Genomic DNA, 17,750 nt, shown 5'->3' with positions numbered 1-17,750 from the left:
ATTTAAGGAAAAGCTATGAATTTAGAGAAGGAAAATAAAAATATATACTGGTTTAATAGACATTTGTTATTGGAAATAAAAAAAGCATCTCGAAAGATGCTTTTTTTAAGTAATATTTTTTAAGATTAACGTTGTGTAATCTCTACATAATCACGCTCTGTTGGACCTGTGTATACCTGTCTTGGACGACCGATAGGCTCTTTGTTTTCACGCATTTCTTTCCATTGTGCGATCCATCCTGGAAGACGACCTAATGCAAATAATACGGTGAACATTTCAGAATTAAAACCTAAAGCGCGATAGATAATACCTGAGTAGAAATCTACGTTCGGATATAATTTTCTATCGATGAAGTATTGATCATTCAATGCCGCTTCTTCCAATTTTTTAGCGATTTCTAAAACAGGATCATTAACTCCCAATTTCGCTAAGATATCGTCACATGCTTTTTTAATGATTTTAGCACGAGGGTCGAAGTTTTTGTATACGCGGTGACCAAATCCCATTAAACGGAAAGGATCGTTTTTATCTTTTGCTTTTGCTAAGTATTTTTCTGCATCGCCGCCATCATTTTTGATTGCTTCAAGCATTTCGATTACCGCTTGGTTAGCTCCACCATGTAGAGGACCCCAAAGGGCATTGATACCTGCAGATACAGAAGCGTATAAGTTAGCATTTGATGAACCTACGATACGAACAGTTGAAGTAGAACAGTTTCTGTTCGTGGTCAGCATGCAAAATCAATAACTTATGCATGGCATCGATTACAACTGGGTCAAAAGTTTTGTCTTGGTTGACTTCACCAAAAATCATATTTAGGAAGTTGTCGATATAACCTAAATTTGTTTTAGGATATACAACTGGGTGACCTAAAGATTTCTTTTGAATCCAAGAAACAATTGTTGGCATTTTAGCCAATAAATTGATAATCGTTTTATCTTCTTCTTCTTGTGTTGGATTTGGATTTAAAGATTCAGGATAAAATGCTGATAAAGCTCCTACAAGACAAGATAGCTGTCCCATTGGATGAGATTTTGAAGGAAAACCAGCAAAGAAGTTCTTCATATCTTCGTGGATCATCATTTGTGATTTGATATCCGTTCTGAATTGCTCTAAAACTGCTTTTGTTGGAAGATCTCCATATATCAATAAGTATGCAACTTCTAAAAAAGTTGATTTTTCAGCTAATTGTTCAATAGGATATCCACGGTATCTTAGGATACCAGTTTCACCGTCAAGGAAAGTGATTGCACTTTTTGCCGCTCCGGTGTTTTTAAAACCTGGATCTAATGTAATATATCCAGATTGATCTCTCAGTTTTGAGACATCAATTGCTTTTTCGTTTTCTGTACCAGTAATAACTGGAAATTCGTATGACGAACCATTTAAAATAATAGATGCTGTTTCAGACATAAGCTTCTTATGTTATCATGTGTTTATGCAAATGTAATAAAATTGATAGCTAATATACTAGATATTCGTAATAATAATGCCATAATGTATTCATATTTGACTTATTTTTAATTAAAAATCTCAATTATTACTAATTCACGCCATTTGTTTATCCTAAAGCATTTGTTTGGCAGAGAAGTTAAAAATTATAGGTTTGCAAGCATATTGTTGTCTGCGCATACTATTAAAAAAGTCATCCTTTCGAGCGCTGTAGCGTTCGAAAGGATGACTTTAATAAAGGTGCAACCGCAAGTAAGTCGACCAATTTTAATCAACCTGAAATCCGTATTTTTTGTATATGTTTTTTGCTGACGTCGATTGCAAATAAGCCATGAAATCAGTTGCTGCTTGCTTGTTTTTCGATTTCTTCAATTTTCCAGCCATATAGTTGGCGGTGATGTTTTCATGATCCGGGATGGTGATGCTTTCCACTGGATGGTTAATCATTTTTTGAAAAAATGTTTCCGAATACCATACTGGAGCTACATCAGCGTGTCCCTCCAATATTCTTAATGGACTTTCACGGTGATGTATTTTGGTTAGATAAGTAGATTTATCTGCTACTTTTGTCTCCATAACTGCTGTTACGAGTTCTTCGCCACCAGCTTTTCTATAAGCTGTTTTTATTTGTTCACCTACACCTTCCCAAGCCGGATTTGGCATGCTGATGCGCACGTCTTTTCGTTGTAAATCTTTTAAGGATTTAATGTTTTTAGGGTTTCCTTTTGGAACCATTAATGTCAATTTATTGGTCGCATAGGTTAATGTTTGGTCAAAGTAATCGGCCATTTCTGTAATGCGTCGTTTACCAGCTGTATAAACATCAGGCGTATGTGTAATCTTTAGATTTCCAATCGTAAGTGATCCACCCTGAATTTGTTTAGCCAAGATTCCTGGAGGCAATGTTTCGACGAAAATACGCTCATATTGTGGATACTCTTTTTTGAACGTTTTGATTAAATCATCAATGACCATGAACTGATTTCCAGCAAAGAAAATAACCAATTGTGGATTTTCAATTTCTCCATAGAGATCAGGGATATTGTCGATACCCGGTATGGTGAAATTTACTGCGGATTCGGGCGGAGTATTCCATGGTGGGTGGAATTGATAATCTTGTGCGTATGCAAGGGGTGTCCCCAATAATAGGGCAAGTATAGTTTTGATGATAATTTTCATGATATCTTGTTTGTTTATGGTTTTACGATCGTCCATCCTTGGTGCGCTCTGATAACAAGTTCACCATTTCCACTAGGCACATAGCCGATGAAATCAAAAAGTTGTTCTTTTGTAAGGTTTCGTTCTTTAAGAGAATTGGTGCATTGTGCTACAACAACACCTCTTGTGATTAATTTTTTGAATTGCTCTTCATATTTTGAACTACTCTTTAAAAATGCTTCAGTTCCTCCTGAGAAGGCGATCAGCTCAAGTGTTAATTTCCCCTTTAGCCTTGGGTCGTCCAAGACATTGTTGATATTACGTATCGCTTTTTCAATCGTTTTTGGATCGTTGCTATCCAATTGATAAATGGCGTGATAGGCTTTTTTATCAGCTGTTGCTCCCTGAAAGGATGCATTTTTAAGTAATACTTCGTCTTGTGTTTGAGCCGATAGTTTTCCCATAGATAATACGGCAAGGATTAGAATGATAATTGTTTTATTCATTTTTTAAAAATTAAAAGGTCCATATTTATGTTGAATAGCACTTATCTCATCGTTGTAGGGAGGATAAGGCGAGTCTTTTGGTTTTTTTGCAAGATTAGGATAGTCCAATTCTTTATTCGCTTTTATTGGTCTTGAAAACGAATTGATATATGCTGCCACATCATAGGCTTGATCATCGGTTAAGATCGGATTGTCGTGACTGGCACCCAAGGGCATATTCCCTTTGATAAATTTCATCGCTGTTAATAATCGAGCCATACCAGCCCCGTCATTATACGAATCATTTCCCCATAAAGGTGGATATTGATAACCTTTGCTGTTGGCAAGTTTTACGCCCTCACCATTTTCCCCATGGCAGCTCTGACATTGTTGTTGAAAAACTACTGCACCATTTTTTTGGTCGGCAGCTCGTTCCGGAACAGTTACTTTCACGAACCCCTGCCCCTCGATGCGTTTACCATTAGGTGTATTTTTACTAATATGTTTCACATAGGTAATGATTGCGCGCATCTCTTTACTATTCACGTCAATGGCTTTGCCATTCATACTGCGTTCAAAACAGCCGTTGATCCGTTCTTCCAGTGACTCCACTTTATCTTCTCTGCCGATGTATATTGGAAAAACTCCGGTAAGACCGACATAAGGTGCCGCAAATGATTTAGTACCACCATTGAGATGACAGTTCGTACAGGCCAAGTGGTTCCCAATTTTAACACCATCTTTCTCATAAAAATAATTATAGGTCTCTTTGATCAGTTTTTCACCATAAAGAGCAAGTTGGTCTTCGGCATTATCTTCGTATGGAACTTCTTTTAATTGATCCACATGATTGATTATGTCCCCGTTTTCTAGAGTACTACTTCCTGTTTTATGAGGTAAAGCATTTGTCATATAGGTAGACAAAATAATTAAACATAACAAGATTGAGGTAATGACAATAATCGTATTGCTACTTCTGCTAATTTTTTTTATTTCTTCTTCCATTCATATTAGGTTTTAAACAAATGTAGCTGATTAAAAACTGCGATGATAATTCGAAATTATTATCTGTCATAACGAAAGGTTATGAGTATATTTTAGCTTTATGCAGTTGTATAAAGTTCATAAACTTGAGTGGTAAACCTGCCAAACCTCCTACTAAGTGGGTGATGTAAAAATAGCGCTCCATATTAAAATTTTCAAACTCTATGATCTTGAGTTCTCCAGTTTTGAGTTCTTCTTGAATGGCATGAATGGATAGAAAGGCCGCAGCATTACTGTATTTCAGGTATTGTTTAATACTTTCTGAGGAAGACAAGGTAATTACGGTATGGAGGTGCTGAATTGAGATTCCCGCCTCTTTTAATTTGGTATCAATGATATCGCGTGTGCCCGAGCCAGCTTCCCTGAAAACGAGGGATAATTTATAGATATCATGGAGCATGTGTACTTCTTTACTGCATAAGGGATTCGAATTTCTCGTGACCAAGACGATTTCATCTTTGATATATGGGGTGAATTTCAGGGACCTATTATCCGGAAACCCCTCCGTAATGCCAAGATGTATTTCATTTTTAATAAGTAACTGTTCTACTCGTTTGGAATTGGCCTGTGTTACTTTTATTTCATTTTCAGGATATTGGAGATTAAATTCAACCAGCATCCTAGGAATGACATATTGCGAAATCGTCGTACTTATCCCTAAAGATAAGTTGCCATTTTGCTTACCCATGATTTCGTTGATTTCATACGTAGCTTGATTGTATTGTTCTAGAATAACTTGCGCATGTTGGTAGAGAATTTTTCCTGCGGGTGTAAGCGCTAAACGATTTCCTAATCTTTCGAATAAGGGTGTACCGATTGTGTTTTCAATTTCTTGAATATTTTTACTTACTGCAGGTTGAGAGATAAACAGTTCTGATGCCGCTTTCGTAAAGTTGAGCGTGTTGGCTGCAACATAAAAAACTTTTAACCTAAAATCGAAATCCATAATAGAAGTACCCTAATGCGTTATTGAAATATGTATTTTTCAAATCTATAAAAAATTGAACGTGCATTTATGGATTAACAAAATTGTCACAATAGCAATAACTAGAAAATGGCTTTGACCATAGTGATGCAACTAAAAAATGATATGCCTGGAAACAATATTTAGATAAAAAAGGAAGAAATGATATGGAAATTTGACCGGAAGATATACTTTCTATTTTGATTCAAAATAGAAAGTTGAGCATTACTTTTTTGAAAAATAAAATAATTTCAATGATTTATTACGAATATTTCGTAGGTTTGTTTAAAATTAGTAGTTTAATAATCAGGTATGGAAAAGTTAACAGCACAAGAAGAGCAAGCGATGCAAGCCATTTGGAATCTTAAGGCATGTTTCGTGAAAGAGATTTTGGATAATATCAAAGGGGAGAAGATGCCTTATACTACATTAGCTTCAACGGTTAAAAATCTGGAGAAAAAGGGGTTTGTAAAATCTGTCAAGTATGCGAATGCTAATCGTTATGAGCCATTGATCTCTGAGGAAGATTACAAGGAAAAATTTATGCATTCCTTTGTGGGTGATTATTTTAAAAATTCCTATAAGGAAATGGTTTCCTTCTTTGTAAAGGAAGAAAAGCTATCGGCATCAGAATTGGAGGAAATCGTCCAAATGATTAAAGACAACAAAAGTAAATAACTATGGAAAACATCCTAAATTATGCTATCCAAATTAATGTATTGCTAAGTATCGTCTACTTAGGTTATATTTTTTTACTTAAAGACCTGACATTTTATAAGCTTAACCGCATGTATTTTCTAGCAGGCATTCTATTTTCATTCGCATATCCATTTTTGGATATACGATCATGGTTCAGTAAACCTATTCCATCCGTTGGGGAGATCGCGATGGACTGGTCTCTGTACCTGGGTGATGAAACGGAGCAATCCAGTTATACGTTGAACAATTTATTGATTATCATTCTGATAATAGGGATTGCAATACTCGCTTTTCGATTTGTGGTTCAAATGGTTAGCTTATTGCGTATCCATATTTACTCAGAACCTGCACAATGGCAGACCTATCTTTTTAGGAATGTTTTTGTACCCATTGTGCCTTTTTCATTTTTAAATAAAATATACGTCAACCGTGATCATCACGCGGAACCAGAGCTACTGGATATTTTCAAGCACGAAGATATTCATGTCAAGGGGTTACATTCCATTGATATTTTGATCAGTGAATTTACGTTAATATGCAGTTGGTTCAATCCTTTAGTATGGTTGATGCGTAAAGCCATACGTGAAAACCTAGAATTTTTGACAGACCAGCAAGTAATCAGTAATGGTGTTGATAAGCAAACGTATCAATATAGCTTATTACACGTCAATCAACATGCTGGTACCGTAACATTGGGGAATCAATTTAGTTTTAAAACACTTAAAAGAAGGATTATGATGATGAATAAGAAACAATCGGCTAAAATACAAATAGGCAAATATGCATTTATGTTACCTGTATTGGTATTAACTGCTGGAGCTTTTACTTTAAATAGTGCAGAAGCTAAAATTACGCAGGTGATAGATGCTGCCAAGGATATTAGTTTGGAACCCATTGCATCAGCGGTTCAATCTGCAGATTCACTTGTTCAAATAACGCAAGATACATTAAAAGGTCGAGTAGCTGGTGTAGCAGTTGTTGATAATTCTATTGTCGTTGTTGGAACAAAATCTGATACCAGTCGTATTGCTGTTCCTAGTAATGAAGATCCTGAGATAGTGAAAATAAGGAATGCTACTTTAAATAGTAATGTGTATTACGTAGTAGATGGCCAGAAAGTGAGTGCAGATGATTTCGCGAATTTAGACCCAAACGATATAGAATCAATGTCTGTTCTTAAAGGGAATAGTGCTGTTTCGAAATATGGGGTAAAAGCGATAGATGGTGCTATTGAAATCACAACTAAATCCGGAGCGAAATCTAATGCTGGGAAATCAAATGGAGATGACAACAGTTACAAACATACGCCTAAAGGCTTCATTAATGCTAAAGGAAATAAAATTGGCTTAATCCTTTTGGAAGGAAAAGAAGTAGCTATGGATGAAGTGAATAAGGTACCTGAAGATAAGTTAAGTGTAAAGGCACTCTATACCGGTGAAAAGGCTATTCAACTTTATGGTGAAAAAGGAAAGAATGGCGTTGTAGAACTTAGAGATAGAAGGTTTACGATTGCTGTACAAGATACTTCCAAGTCGATTAAAGTTGTTAAATCTGATAAACCGGATCCATTATTTGTTTTGGACGGCAAAATATATAATGGAAAGATGAAAGATATCAAGGCTGAGGATATTGCCGCGATTGAAATAATCAAAGATGCTTATGCTCAAGAATTGTATGGAGACCGCGCGGTTAATGGTGTGATTATAATAACTTCTAAAGCTTCTAAAAACGCGATGCCGGATATTCCAAAAACAATTAAAAAAACAATTAATAGTGAAATATCCAAAGAAAGGCAACGACAGGATTCCATTGTTGAATCAAAAGCAACCAAACTTCAGGAAGTTACTATAATAGGCTATAAAAAAGAAGAGAATAAGCCTGATAAATAGGTTTGCTATGATGGTCAGTAAATAAACAAAGCCGTTAAATTTAACGGCTTTGTTTTTATTTTGTATTCAGATTCGTCATGGTCAATTCGATGCCGATATTGATAAAGCTATTGATCATCTTTACAGCATGATCAATGAGTTGTGGTAATTCTTTTTGCTCTTCAGCATCAAATGGGCCCAATACATAATCTATCTGTCTCCCTTTAGGGTAATTGTCGCCGATACCAAAACGAAGGCGAGGGTATGCTTGCCCACCGCATAAAGATTCGATAGATTTCAAACCATTATGACCTGCTGCAGAAACCCTTCGGTTTAATACGCAATGAGCCAAAAGGAATGGCTAAGTCATCGACAATAACCAAGGTGTTTTCGATAGGCACCTTCAGTAGTTGCATGTAATAATTCATCGCTTTACCACTCAGATTCATATAAGTAGTTGGCTTGATGACGTAGACATTATGTCCTCTTTGCTTATATTCGGAATATGCTGCAAGTTTTAAGGTCGAAAAAGAAGCATTTGCCTCCTTCACAAGCTGATCTGCAACCATGAAACCAATATTATGTCGTGTGTCGGCATATTCACGTCCGATATTGCCTAATCCTACGATAAGATAATTCATTGTTTAGTACTTTGCAGGCAAAAGTAAGGAAACCTTTTCATATACAATAAGATTTCCGATCTCCTAATACGCAAAATAATAGGATAGGAAATACAGCCTATCCAAAATGTCCGTTAATATAGTTTTTGGTAATCTCATGTTGCGGATTGTTGAAGATTTCAGAGGTAGGACCTTCTTCCTTGACTTCACCTAAATACAAGAATATCGTCTTGTCAGCCACACGCTGTGCCTGTTGCATATTGTGTGTGACGATTACGATGGTATATTGCTCTTTCAATTTATGGATCAATTCCTCGATTTTCAATGTGCTCACAGGGTCCAATGCCGAGCATGGTTCATCCATTAAGATCACATCAGGACGAAGCGCAACGGCACGCGCGATACATAAGCGCTGTTGCTGACCGCCAGATAAACGAGTCGCAGGTTTTTTTAAATCATCTTTCACCTCATCCCATAGATACACTTCTTCCAGAGCCTTTTGAATGACAGCTGGACTTGCATCCAAATTGTTCAGCTTTAATCCATAAGCGATATTCTCTTGTATACTTTTAGGGAAAGGGTTTGCCTTTTGAAAAACCATACCGATCCGTTTACGGATATCCGTAACTGATGTGCCCTTTTCATAGATATTCTGACCATCGATACTGACCATTCCTTCAATCCTAGCATCAGGAACGAGGTCGTGCATGCGATTAAAGGATCGAAGTAAGGTACTTTTTCCACATCCTGAAGGACCGATTAAAGCGGTTACTTGTTTCTCTGGAAACTCAATATCAATTCCTTTTAAAACATGTTTGGAACCAAACCAGATATTAAGATCTTTGGTATATAAATTATTGGTCATTTTTTCTGTATTTATAACGAATGTAAAATGCGGTTAAGTTCATTAAGAAAACCACGATAATAAGGACAAGTGCAGTTCCGTATGCTAATGGTCGCACCTCTTCAATAGATTGATGTTGCGTAGATAGCATATAGAGGTGATACGGTAACGCCATAAATTCTTGACTGGTATTGACCGATACATCTGTGATATAAAATGCAACACCAGTAAATAAAATTGGAGCTGTTTCTCCCGCTGCACGGGATAATGTCAAGACCACTCCCGTTAATATTCCGGGCAATGAAGCCGGAAGAACAACGTCTTTGATCGACTCAAACTTTGTGGCACCAACTGCCAGTGCAGCCTCTCGCATACTCGCAGGGATGCGCAATAGCGCTTCCTCTGTTGTGGTGATGATGTAAGGCAATGAGAGTAACCCTAATGTCAAGCCCGCAGATATCAACGAGGTTCCAAAATGCAGGCCCTGCACAAATAATGCTAATCCAAATAGACCATAAATAATGGATGGAACACCCGAGAGATTACGGATGGATGCTCTGATGGTGCGCGTTAGCCATGTATTTTTAGCATACTCATTTAAGTAGATCGCGCAACATACGCCAAATGGGATAGCAAAAAGAGCGGTTATCATCGTTAAGATAACAGTTCCGATGATAGGGGATAGCACACCACCTTTGGTCATGCCATCTGTCGGCAGCTCACTAATGAAAGACCAAGAAAGCGCTGACCAACCTTTTGAAATGATTTCATACAAGATGACAATTAAGAAAAAGCATACCAATCCTGTAGAAAGGAGAAGAGAACCCCACTCAATAATGGGAGTTAGTTTTTTAAAATTAAGCCGCATGATATTTTCTAAAACGATTAATAAAGTATTCACCTACTAAATTGGCGATCAGTGTCATAAAGAATAAGACGATTGCAATTGCAAAGAGGGCAAAGTAATGCGTGGTTTGAAAAGGTACTTCCCCCATTTCGATGGCGATTGTCGCTGTAATGGTCTTGACTGAATCAAAAAAGTCTTGTGGAAAGAGTGCCGCATTACCTGTTGCCATTAAAACAGTCATGGTTTCGCCAATGGCTCTACCAAGTCCCAACATCACAGCAGCAATGATACCTGGTGCCGCAGCAGGAATGGTTATTTTTATCAATGTCACCCATTTGCTTGCACCTAATGCATAGCTACCTTCACGATAGGTTTTAGGGATCGCATGTATCGCATCCTCAGATATGGTAATGATAGTGGGTAGTGCCATGATGGCCAGAAGTAAAGAGCCATTTAAGGCATTTAGCCCATTCGGCAGGTCTGTGAGTGATGCAATCTTAGGTCCTACCAATACGATTCCTAAGAAACCGATGACAACAGATGGTATCGCTGCCAGCATCTCGATTAATGGTTTTAATATGTTTTTAACTCTTGGACTCGCATATTCTGAAATGTAGGCTGCAGTACCTATGCCTAAAGGAATAGCGATTACCATAGCACCAAAGGCAACGATGGTGGTACTCACGATCAGTGGTAATATACCATAAGTGGGAGTAGCAGCTGTTGGGTTCCATTCTCGACCTGTCAAGAAGTCCAATGGCTTTACTTCTAGAAAGAAGGAGATGGCATTGTATAGTAACATACCGAAGATTCCACCTAGAAGTGCCAACACAAGATATCCTGTCAATTTGAAGGTGTGTTGTGCAACACGGTCAATTAAAATTCTATTTTTATACTTCATAACCTCTATTAATCAATAACATAATACCCAGACCTTTCAATCAGTGCCTTTCCCTCGACTCCCTTTTCGAATGAAATAAAGGGTTCAACTTTTTTCCACGATGATTCTGGAATAAATTGAAATAATGGACGCTGGAAATAATAACGATTTTCACGAATTGCTTCTTGATCCAAGGGAGAAACTGCCGTATTCGTTTTATCGATGATCTTTAATACCTTAATACCTTGTTGGACATTTGTATTTTGAGAAATGTAGCCTGCACCGACATAACCAATACCAGATTTATCCAGTTTCACACTTTCTAATATCTGAGAGTTTCCTGTCATTTCTTTGGCAGCTTGACTGAAACTGATCTTTAATTTTTTCTTGACAAACGAGTAGGTTCCAGAGCTACTCTGTCTGCCGTAAATGGTGATCGGCAGTGTGCTGTTTGATAATTTATTCCAGCTGTTTTGAGTACCGTCTAAGATTTCCGCGAGATTTTTTAAGTCGATCGAGTCTAGTGGGTTCTCTTTATTCACGACAAATGCTGTAGCATCTTCAGCAAACACAACAGTCCTTAAAGAAATATTCTTTTCTTTAAACAGTTCGATTTCATCTTCAGTGAGTGGTCGTGAAGAGTTGGCAATATCAGCTTGGCCATTCAGCAATGCTGTTATACCGAGACCCGATCCGCCGCCAGAAATGGCGATACTGAAATCAGCGTTCTCCTTAGAGAACTCTTCCGCTAAATTTACCGCTAAATTCACCTCGGTATCTGAACCTTTCATCTTGATTGCATGATCAGCATCTGAACAACTTTGAATCAATAGAAGGATGGGGAATAAGAATATCTGACGATATCCAAAAATGTGTTTTTTCATTACTTTTATAAAACAAGGCATTGCCTGAAGTTGTTTTCAAAATTAACGATACACTGTTAATTCGTAATGAATCTAATGTTAAGAAGATGTTAAGAATTAATTTCCTAAAGTTCTCTTAACAAAAAAAGGCATCGAATATCTCGATGCCTCTTATAAGTTGTTAGAAAATATCTCGAAAGATTATTTTTTACCAGGTTTAACTGCTTTTGCAGCTTCTGTTTCTGCTTGACGTAAAGCACGTGACATGATAACAGATACGATAGTATCGTCAGTGTTGTTTAATACTTTAGCGTTTTCTAAAACTACTTGAGCTACGCGGAATGATTTACCAACTTCCAAAGATTCCATAGGAACTTCAATTTCTTGAGGTAAGTTTGCAGGTAAAGCTTTAACACGTAATTTACGTAATTTTTGAACTAATTTACCCCCTAATTTAACACCTGGAGAAGTTCCAGTTAATGTTACAGGAATATTTAATGTAACTTCTTTCTCGTCATTCAACTCTAAAAAGTCGATATGCGTAATTAAGTCAGTTAATGGGTGGAATTGAGCGTCTTGAACGATAGCTTTTACAGTTTTTCCATCAATGTTTAATTCTACGAATACAACCTCTGGAGTGTAAAGAACTGGTTTCAAATCAGCTGCGGATACCGAAAGGTGAGTTTGTGTAGCACCACCATAAAGAACTGCAGGAATGTTACCTTCGTAACGCAATTCTTTCGCATCTCTTTTCCCTACGTTCTGTCTTACAGAACCGCTAATAGCAATTGATTTCATGTTTAATTTAATTAAAATTTAAGGTGCAAAGATATGTATTTTTATTTATAATAATATCTTGAGAACGCTATTATTATAAATAAAAAAAAACCTTTCTCAGTGAAGAGAAAGGTTTTGCTATGTCATGGTTTTTAATGACTGATTAATCAATACTGAATAAATCAGAAATCGAACCGTGTTGGTTAACGTTTTTAATAGCTTTACCAAATAATTCTGCAGTCGACAATACTCTAATTTTAGTAGACTGTTTCATTTTTTCAGTATCCAATTGAATGGTGTCTGTAACGATCATCTCTGACAATACAGAGTTCTCAATTGTTTCATATGCCTTACCTGATAATACAGCATGTGTACATACTGCTCTAACAGATCTTGCACCGCTTTCCATAATCAAGGCCGCAGCTTTTGATAAAGTACCAGCAGTATCACAGATGTCATCGATTAAAACAACGTCTTGACCAGTTACATCACCGATGATAGACATAGATTCGATTTCGTTTGCACGTTTACGACGTTTATCACAGATAATAACTTCTGCATTGAAGAATTTTGCAAATGTACGTGCGCGGTAAGAAACCACCCATGTCTGGAGATGCAATCGTCAAGTTTGGAAGATTTAATGATTTGATGTAAGGTACGAAGATGATAGAACCATCTAAGTGATCAACTGGGATGTCAAAGAAACCTTGGATTTGTGCAGCGTGTAAATCCATCGTCATGATGCGGTGTGCACCAGCAGCTGTAATTAAATTCGCAATCATTTTAGCACCAATAGCCACACGTGGTTTGTCTTTACGATCCTGACGAGCAAAACCGAAATAAGGAACCACTGCAGTAATGTAATGTGCAGAAGCACGCTTTGCAGCATCAATCATCAACAGTAATTCAAATAGATTGTCTGTTGGTTGATTCGTAGATTGAACGATAAATACATCGCTTCCACGAACTGACTCATTGTAAAATGGCTGGATCTCTCCATCGCTAAAACGAGATAATGTTTTATCTCCAAGAGGTTTCCCATAGGAAGTAGCGATTTTTTCTGCTAATTCTGTAGTGCCAGAACCAGCGAATAATTTAACCGTGTTGAATTGCAAAGGCATGGTTTTTTATTTTTGATATAGTGGATTAGAATAGAATTTTCTGTTTGTGTGTTGCCAATTACTTTCTAATGACTTAAAAAAAAAGGATTGCTTTTTATAACAATCCATTTCTTTCTTTTTAAAGTTGCTCGACCTGGATTCGAACCAAGACAAACAGTACCAAAAACTGTCGTACTACCCTTATACTATCGAGCAATCTATCTTAATAACTTGGAGTGATATATCATTCCTTATCGTTGCGATGCTGCAAAGGTAGGCAAATGTTTTTAATTTCAAAATTTGAATGTTAAAATATTTTAAATATTTTTAAATCGCCCTCATTATGAGGAGAAAAAGATAAAGCTATTTTTTTAGGTACCAGTTGGTGGTCATAATATAGGTTGTCGATAGCATAAATAAGGAAAGTTTTTCCTGACAAAAAGATGCTGCGTATAGTATTTATCTGCTATCCATATGATGTAGAGAGGCTTTTATATCCTTTTATTCCTAGGCAGATGATTCATGGAGTTCTGTTAGGTGCTGCTTTAGAAATACGGTTGAAAGCTGAGCGATGGATAAAAACGGATTTGAAGAAGCGTAGTTGAATGGTGCTGCGAATGATCAGACTTCAAATGTATATATGGAGTGAAATAGCGTAAAACGAAAAAAGGCTTACCGAAGTAAGCCTTTTTAAAATGTTGCCCGACCAGGGATCGAACCTAGACAAACAGTACCAAAAACTGTCGTACTACCTTTATACTATCGGGCAAACATGATCAATTGTGTAACACTATGGAAGCGTGTTGGTCACTTTTGATGATGCAAATATACGTTGCTTTTTCAATTCTGCAAATAAAAAATGCATGATAAATGCCTTTTAATTGATTCTCAGGCTAATAATTTTTAAAAACATTTTTAAGCATACTTAAAAATGTGAAAATCGGCTCAAGAGACAGAAGCAAATCGGAGTTTTTATAGGAGAAAAAAATATAATTTAGTCGTTTCTTATTAAATATCCTTATTTTCGGAACGTATTATAATCTTTATACAGTATAATTTATGAACTATACTAAAATTAACAATGTTTTAGGGTGGACTTGTGCTATCATTGCTACAGTCACTTATATGTTAACGGCCGAAAGGTCAACGAGTTGGTGGGATTGCGGCGAATTTATTGCCTCCGCATACAAAATGCAAGTTGTTCACCAGCCAGGTGCTCCTTTATTTTTGATGATCCAAAATCTATTCTCCAACCTCGCAGGAGGAGAGGTCACACGTATCGCTTTCTGGATGAACGTGGGTTCTGGAGTATGTAGCGGTATCACCATTCTGTTTTTATTTTGGACCATCACAGCGCTAGCGCGAAAAGTGGTCACAAAATCTGTAGATGGTCAATACGCAACTGCAGATCTGATAAAAATATTTGGTTCTGGATTAGTAGGTGCATTGGCTTATGCGTTCTCAGATACCTTTTGGTTCTCCGCTGTGGAGTCTGAAGTATATGCCATGTCGTCACTATGTACAGCTGTTGTATTCTGGGGTATCTTAAAATGGGAAAACCATGCAGATGAGCCCGGAGCTGACCGCTGGTTGATTTTCATCGCCTATGTGATGGGACTGTCGATTGGTGTTCACCTTTTGAACTTATTGGTCATCCCAGCTATCGCAATAGTGATCTACTTTAAAAGAGCGAAAACAATCACAAACAAAGGAGCGATACAAGCATTCCTATTAGGTGTTGTGGTATTGGCCGTTATTTTATGGGGTATCATTCAGTATTCTGTGAAATTTGCAGCTTACTTCGATTTATTCTTCGTCAATACATTAGGATTAGGTTTTGGCACCGGATTCACATTCTTTGTGATTTTGTTAGTTGCCTTATTGGCTTACGGAATCTGGTATTCTGTCCAAAAAGTAAAACCTATTCTAAATATTGTATTGCTTAGTGCTTCTTTTATTATTTTTGGATACAGTTCTTTTGCGATGATCATGATTCGTGCAAAAGCCAACCCAACCCTAAATAATAGCGATCCTGAAAATGCATTTACGTTCTTAAGTTATTTAGGACGGGAGCAGTATGCGAGCGAGCCGCTGTTTAAAGGGCCTAATTTTGATTCTAAGATTACAGGTGTGGAGCCAACTTATTCGTATCGAAAAGATAAAGATAAGTATACAAAAATACAGACAGGTTCTACGTATACCTATGATAAAGAGGTATTGTTCCCACGTGTATACAGTAACCGTGATGGTCATCCGGGATATTATCAAGATTACTTGAGCCTTGGAGAGGGACAATCACCGACTTTTGGAGATAACTTGAAGTTCTTTTTGAATTATCAAATTGGACATATGTATGGCCGCTACTTCTTATGGAATTTTGCTGGTCGTCAAAATGATCAACAAGGTCATGGGACCTTTACAGAAGGGAATTGGATATCAGGGATTAAACCTATCGATCAAATGCTAGTAGGTGGGCAGAATGCTCTTCCTGATTCTTTGAATACAGATCCTTCCAATAATAAATACTTCTTTTTACCATTGATCATTGGATTGATTGGTGCATTCTGGCATTTTGGAAAAAGACAAAAAGATGCTGGCGTAGTCGGATTGTTATTCTTTTTTACCGGTCTAGCAATTGTGCTTTATTTAAATCAAAGTCCGTTGCAACCTCGTGAGCGTGATTATGCATATGCGGGTTCGTTCTATGCATTTGCGATATGGATTGGCCTAGGGGTATTTGCAATAGCCGAATTCCTAGGGAAGAAAATGAATCCGAAAACTGCTGCTGGATTAACAACAGTAGTCTGTTTACTGGCCGCGCCTGTGTTGCTGGCAAAAGAAAACTGGGATGATCATGATCGTTCGCATAAGTTGACAGCAAGAGATTTGGCTAGGGATTATTTAGAATCTTGTGCTCCAAACGCCATCTTGTTCACTTATGGTGATAACGATACGTACCCACTATGGTATGTGCAGGAAGTAGAAGGTGTACGACCAGATATCCGTGTGGTAAACTTAAGTTTATTAAGTGCCGATTGGTATATGGCACAAATGCAACATAAGGTAAATGATGCAGATGCATTGCCAATTGATATTGATAAAGAGAAATTTAAGAAAGGTATACGCGATGTCATGTACTATCAGGATCTACAAGTTCCGGGATATGTTGATCTGGATCTAGTCTTACAAATCATGCTTTCTGACGATCCTAAAAATAAAGCGCAATTAACGTCTGGTGAGTTTGAAAACTTCTTACCAACGAAAAATTTAGCCTTACCTATCGATCGAAATGCGGTTATTCAAAATAAAGTGGTACCAAAAGAATGGGAAAATGCAATCGTAGATACCTTGACTTGGACGTATAATAAAAACTATGTAACACGTGCCGAATTATCGATCTTATCAGTCTTAGCGAATAATAATTGGAAAAGACCTATTTATTTTGCAGCTACTGTACCTACTGAAAATTATTTAGGATTGGATAAGTATTTAGTACAAGAAGGTTTTGCTTATCGTTTGATGCCGATACATGTGGAGCAGGAAAATGAAGGCGTTCTTGTCAATACTGATGCGGCTTTTACAGATATTACTAAAAAATACGCATGGGGTAATATGGCTACTTCGCCTTATTTAGATCCGGAATCTTACCGTATGTTGAGCCTCATTACAAATAGAGTAATGGGTAGTACAGCTACGCAATTGCTGGAAGAAGGAAAAGAGAAAGAAGCGAAAGAAATAGCGGTATTGACCTATGAAAAATTGCCGAAACGCGTTTTCATCATGAATGAAACATTAAGTTACATGCCGATCATTAATGTCTTGTACAGTGTAGGTGAGAACCAGAAGGCAAATGATATTGTCAACCGTAATCTGGTATTCTTGAAACAGAATATAGCCTATTATCAAGATATTGCAAGAACGAAACCTGAATTTGAATACGGGAATATCAAAACCGCATTTCGAGTTTTAGCTATCTACAAGAGCATCTTGTCTCAAACAAAAGAGACTAAATTATTGCAGGAAGTGGAGCAGCTTGAGAAAACTTACAAGGAGCAGTATCATGTAGAATAGCTTTAAAATACGAGAAAGAGGCTTGCAAAATTTTGTAAGCCTCTTTTTTTATACTCTTTTTTTAAGGAGACTTTTAGG

At 37.1% G+C, this 17,750-nt stretch carries 12 protein-coding genes, 1 tRNA gene and 3 pseudogenes; 3 read left to right on the top strand and 13 right to left on the bottom strand.

The features are described 5' to 3' along the window. Window positions 1-125: 125 nt before the first annotated feature. The 5 genes and pseudogenes from ACFX5U_RS18215 to ACFX5U_RS18195 form a co-directional block, all read right to left on the bottom strand. Window positions 126-1,413, bottom strand: a pseudogene (locus ACFX5U_RS18215) (citrate synthase). A gap of 306 nt (window positions 1,414-1,719) precedes the next feature. Beyond that, window positions 1,720-2,631 (bottom strand): molybdate ABC transporter substrate-binding protein, encoded by a 912-nt coding sequence (locus ACFX5U_RS18210; RefSeq protein WP_400261660.1) that lies wholly within the window; start codon window positions 2,629-2,631, stop codon window positions 1,720-1,722. Window positions 2,632-2,645: 14 nt separating this feature from the next. Further along, window positions 2,646-3,116 (bottom strand): DsrE family protein, encoded by a 471-nt coding sequence (locus tag ACFX5U_RS18205; RefSeq protein WP_400261659.1) that lies wholly within the window; start codon window positions 3,114-3,116, stop codon window positions 2,646-2,648. Between the two features lie 3 nt (window positions 3,117-3,119). After that, on the bottom strand, window positions 3,120-4,100 hold the full coding sequence (locus ACFX5U_RS18200) for a c-type cytochrome (protein WP_280565547.1): 981 nt from the start codon (window positions 4,098-4,100) through the stop codon (window positions 3,120-3,122). Between the two features lie 79 nt (window positions 4,101-4,179). Beyond that, window positions 4,180-5,085, bottom strand: coding sequence for a LysR substrate-binding domain-containing protein (locus ACFX5U_RS18195; RefSeq protein ID WP_400261658.1), 906 nt, complete (start codon window positions 5,083-5,085; stop codon window positions 4,180-4,182). Between the two features lie 330 nt (window positions 5,086-5,415). Here ACFX5U_RS18195 and ACFX5U_RS18190 point away from each other — a divergent pair, with 330 nt between their 5' ends. Beyond that, complete coding sequence (locus ACFX5U_RS18190; protein ID WP_038700818.1) at window positions 5,416-5,781, top strand: BlaI/MecI/CopY family transcriptional regulator; 366 nt, start codon at window positions 5,416-5,418, stop codon at window positions 5,779-5,781. A 2-nt stretch (window positions 5,782-5,783) separates the two neighbouring features. After that, window positions 5,784-7,691 carry a TonB-dependent receptor plug domain-containing protein gene (locus ACFX5U_RS18185; protein WP_400261657.1) on the top strand — a complete coding sequence of 636 codons (1,908 nt, stop codon included), beginning with the start codon at window positions 5,784-5,786 and terminating at the stop codon, window positions 7,689-7,691. Between the two features lie 55 nt (window positions 7,692-7,746). On the opposite strand, the pseudogene pth reads toward ACFX5U_RS18185, so the two are convergent. From pth to ACFX5U_RS18145, 8 genes and pseudogenes are all read right to left on the bottom strand, one after another. After that, window positions 7,747-8,311, bottom strand: a pseudogene (gene pth, locus ACFX5U_RS18180) (aminoacyl-tRNA hydrolase). Between the two features lie 97 nt (window positions 8,312-8,408). Continuing rightward, window positions 8,409-9,155, bottom strand: a complete 747-nt coding sequence (gene pstB, locus ACFX5U_RS18175) for a phosphate ABC transporter ATP-binding protein PstB (RefSeq protein WP_038700812.1) — start codon at window positions 9,153-9,155, stop codon at window positions 8,409-8,411. Then, a complete protein-coding gene (pstA, locus tag ACFX5U_RS18170; protein ID WP_280565551.1) occupies window positions 9,145-10,002 on the bottom strand; it encodes a phosphate ABC transporter permease PstA in 858 nt (285 codons plus the stop codon). Before pstA ends, pstB begins: the two co-directional genes overlap by 11 nt. Continuing rightward, the gene (gene pstC / locus ACFX5U_RS18165) at window positions 9,992-10,882 is read right to left on the bottom strand and encodes a phosphate ABC transporter permease subunit PstC (protein WP_038700808.1); all 891 of its coding nucleotides are present in this window, start codon (window positions 10,880-10,882) and stop codon (window positions 9,992-9,994) included. The genes pstA and pstC overlap by 11 nt, the downstream gene beginning before the upstream one ends. Before the next feature lie 8 nt (window positions 10,883-10,890). After that, window positions 10,891-11,745: a substrate-binding domain-containing protein gene (locus ACFX5U_RS18160; protein ID WP_280565555.1), complete on the bottom strand. Its 855-nt coding sequence runs from the start codon at window positions 11,743-11,745 to the stop codon at window positions 10,891-10,893. A gap of 180 nt (window positions 11,746-11,925) precedes the next feature. Further along, a complete protein-coding gene (locus ACFX5U_RS18155; protein WP_038700804.1) occupies window positions 11,926-12,522 on the bottom strand; it encodes a 50S ribosomal protein L25/general stress protein Ctc in 597 nt (198 codons plus the stop codon). A gap of 142 nt (window positions 12,523-12,664) precedes the next feature. Next, window positions 12,665-13,622, bottom strand: a pseudogene (locus ACFX5U_RS18150) (ribose-phosphate pyrophosphokinase). A 677-nt stretch (window positions 13,623-14,299) separates the two neighbouring features. Beyond that, window positions 14,300-14,370, bottom strand: a tRNA-Gln gene (locus ACFX5U_RS18145). Between the two features lie 290 nt (window positions 14,371-14,660). Between ACFX5U_RS18145 and ACFX5U_RS18140 the strand changes: the two genes are divergently transcribed. Further along, complete coding sequence (locus ACFX5U_RS18140) at window positions 14,661-17,672, top strand: DUF2723 domain-containing protein (RefSeq protein ID WP_400261656.1); 3,012 nt, start codon at window positions 14,661-14,663, stop codon at window positions 17,670-17,672. Window positions 17,673-17,750: the final 78 nt, after the last annotated feature.

It is taken from the genome of Sphingobacterium sp. SG20118 (assembly GCF_044740685.1).
Lineage (GTDB): Bacteria > Bacteroidota > Bacteroidia > Sphingobacteriales > Sphingobacteriaceae > Sphingobacterium.
This window is presented reverse-complemented; position numbering and strand designations above follow the sequence as displayed.

Bases quoted from the DNA above. Each gene is read 5' to 3' on its own strand.
- ACFX5U_RS18210 (WP_400261660.1), bottom strand. From the start codon at position 2,631: ATGAAAATTATCATCAAAACTATACTTGCCCTATTATTGGGGACACCC.
- ACFX5U_RS18205 (WP_400261659.1), bottom strand. From the start codon at position 3,116: ATGAATAAAACAATTATCATTCTAATCCTTGCCGTATTATCTATGGGA.
- ACFX5U_RS18200 (WP_280565547.1), bottom strand. From the start codon at position 4,100: ATGGAAGAAGAAATAAAAAAAATTAGCAGAAGTAGCAATACGATTATT.
- ACFX5U_RS18195 (WP_400261658.1), bottom strand. From the start codon at position 5,085: ATGGATTTCGATTTTAGGTTAAAAGTTTTTTATGTTGCAGCCAACACG.
- ACFX5U_RS18190 (WP_038700818.1), top strand. From the start codon at position 5,416: ATGGAAAAGTTAACAGCACAAGAAGAGCAAGCGATGCAAGCCATTTGG.
- ACFX5U_RS18185 (WP_400261657.1), top strand. From the start codon at position 5,784: ATGGAAAACATCCTAAATTATGCTATCCAAATTAATGTATTGCTAAGT.
- pstB (WP_038700812.1), bottom strand. From the start codon at position 9,155: ATGACCAATAATTTATATACCAAAGATCTTAATATCTGGTTTGGTTCC.
- pstA (WP_280565551.1), bottom strand. From the start codon at position 10,002: ATGCGGCTTAATTTTAAAAAACTAACTCCCATTATTGAGTGGGGTTCT.
- pstC (WP_038700808.1), bottom strand. From the start codon at position 10,882: ATGAAGTATAAAAATAGAATTTTAATTGACCGTGTTGCACAACACACC.
- ACFX5U_RS18160 (WP_280565555.1), bottom strand. From the start codon at position 11,745: ATGAAAAAACACATTTTTGGATATCGTCAGATATTCTTATTCCCCATC.
- ACFX5U_RS18155 (WP_038700804.1), bottom strand. From the start codon at position 12,522: ATGAAATCAATTGCTATTAGCGGTTCTGTAAGACAGAACGTAGGGAAA.
- ACFX5U_RS18140 (WP_400261656.1), top strand. From the start codon at position 14,661: ATGAACTATACTAAAATTAACAATGTTTTAGGGTGGACTTGTGCTATC.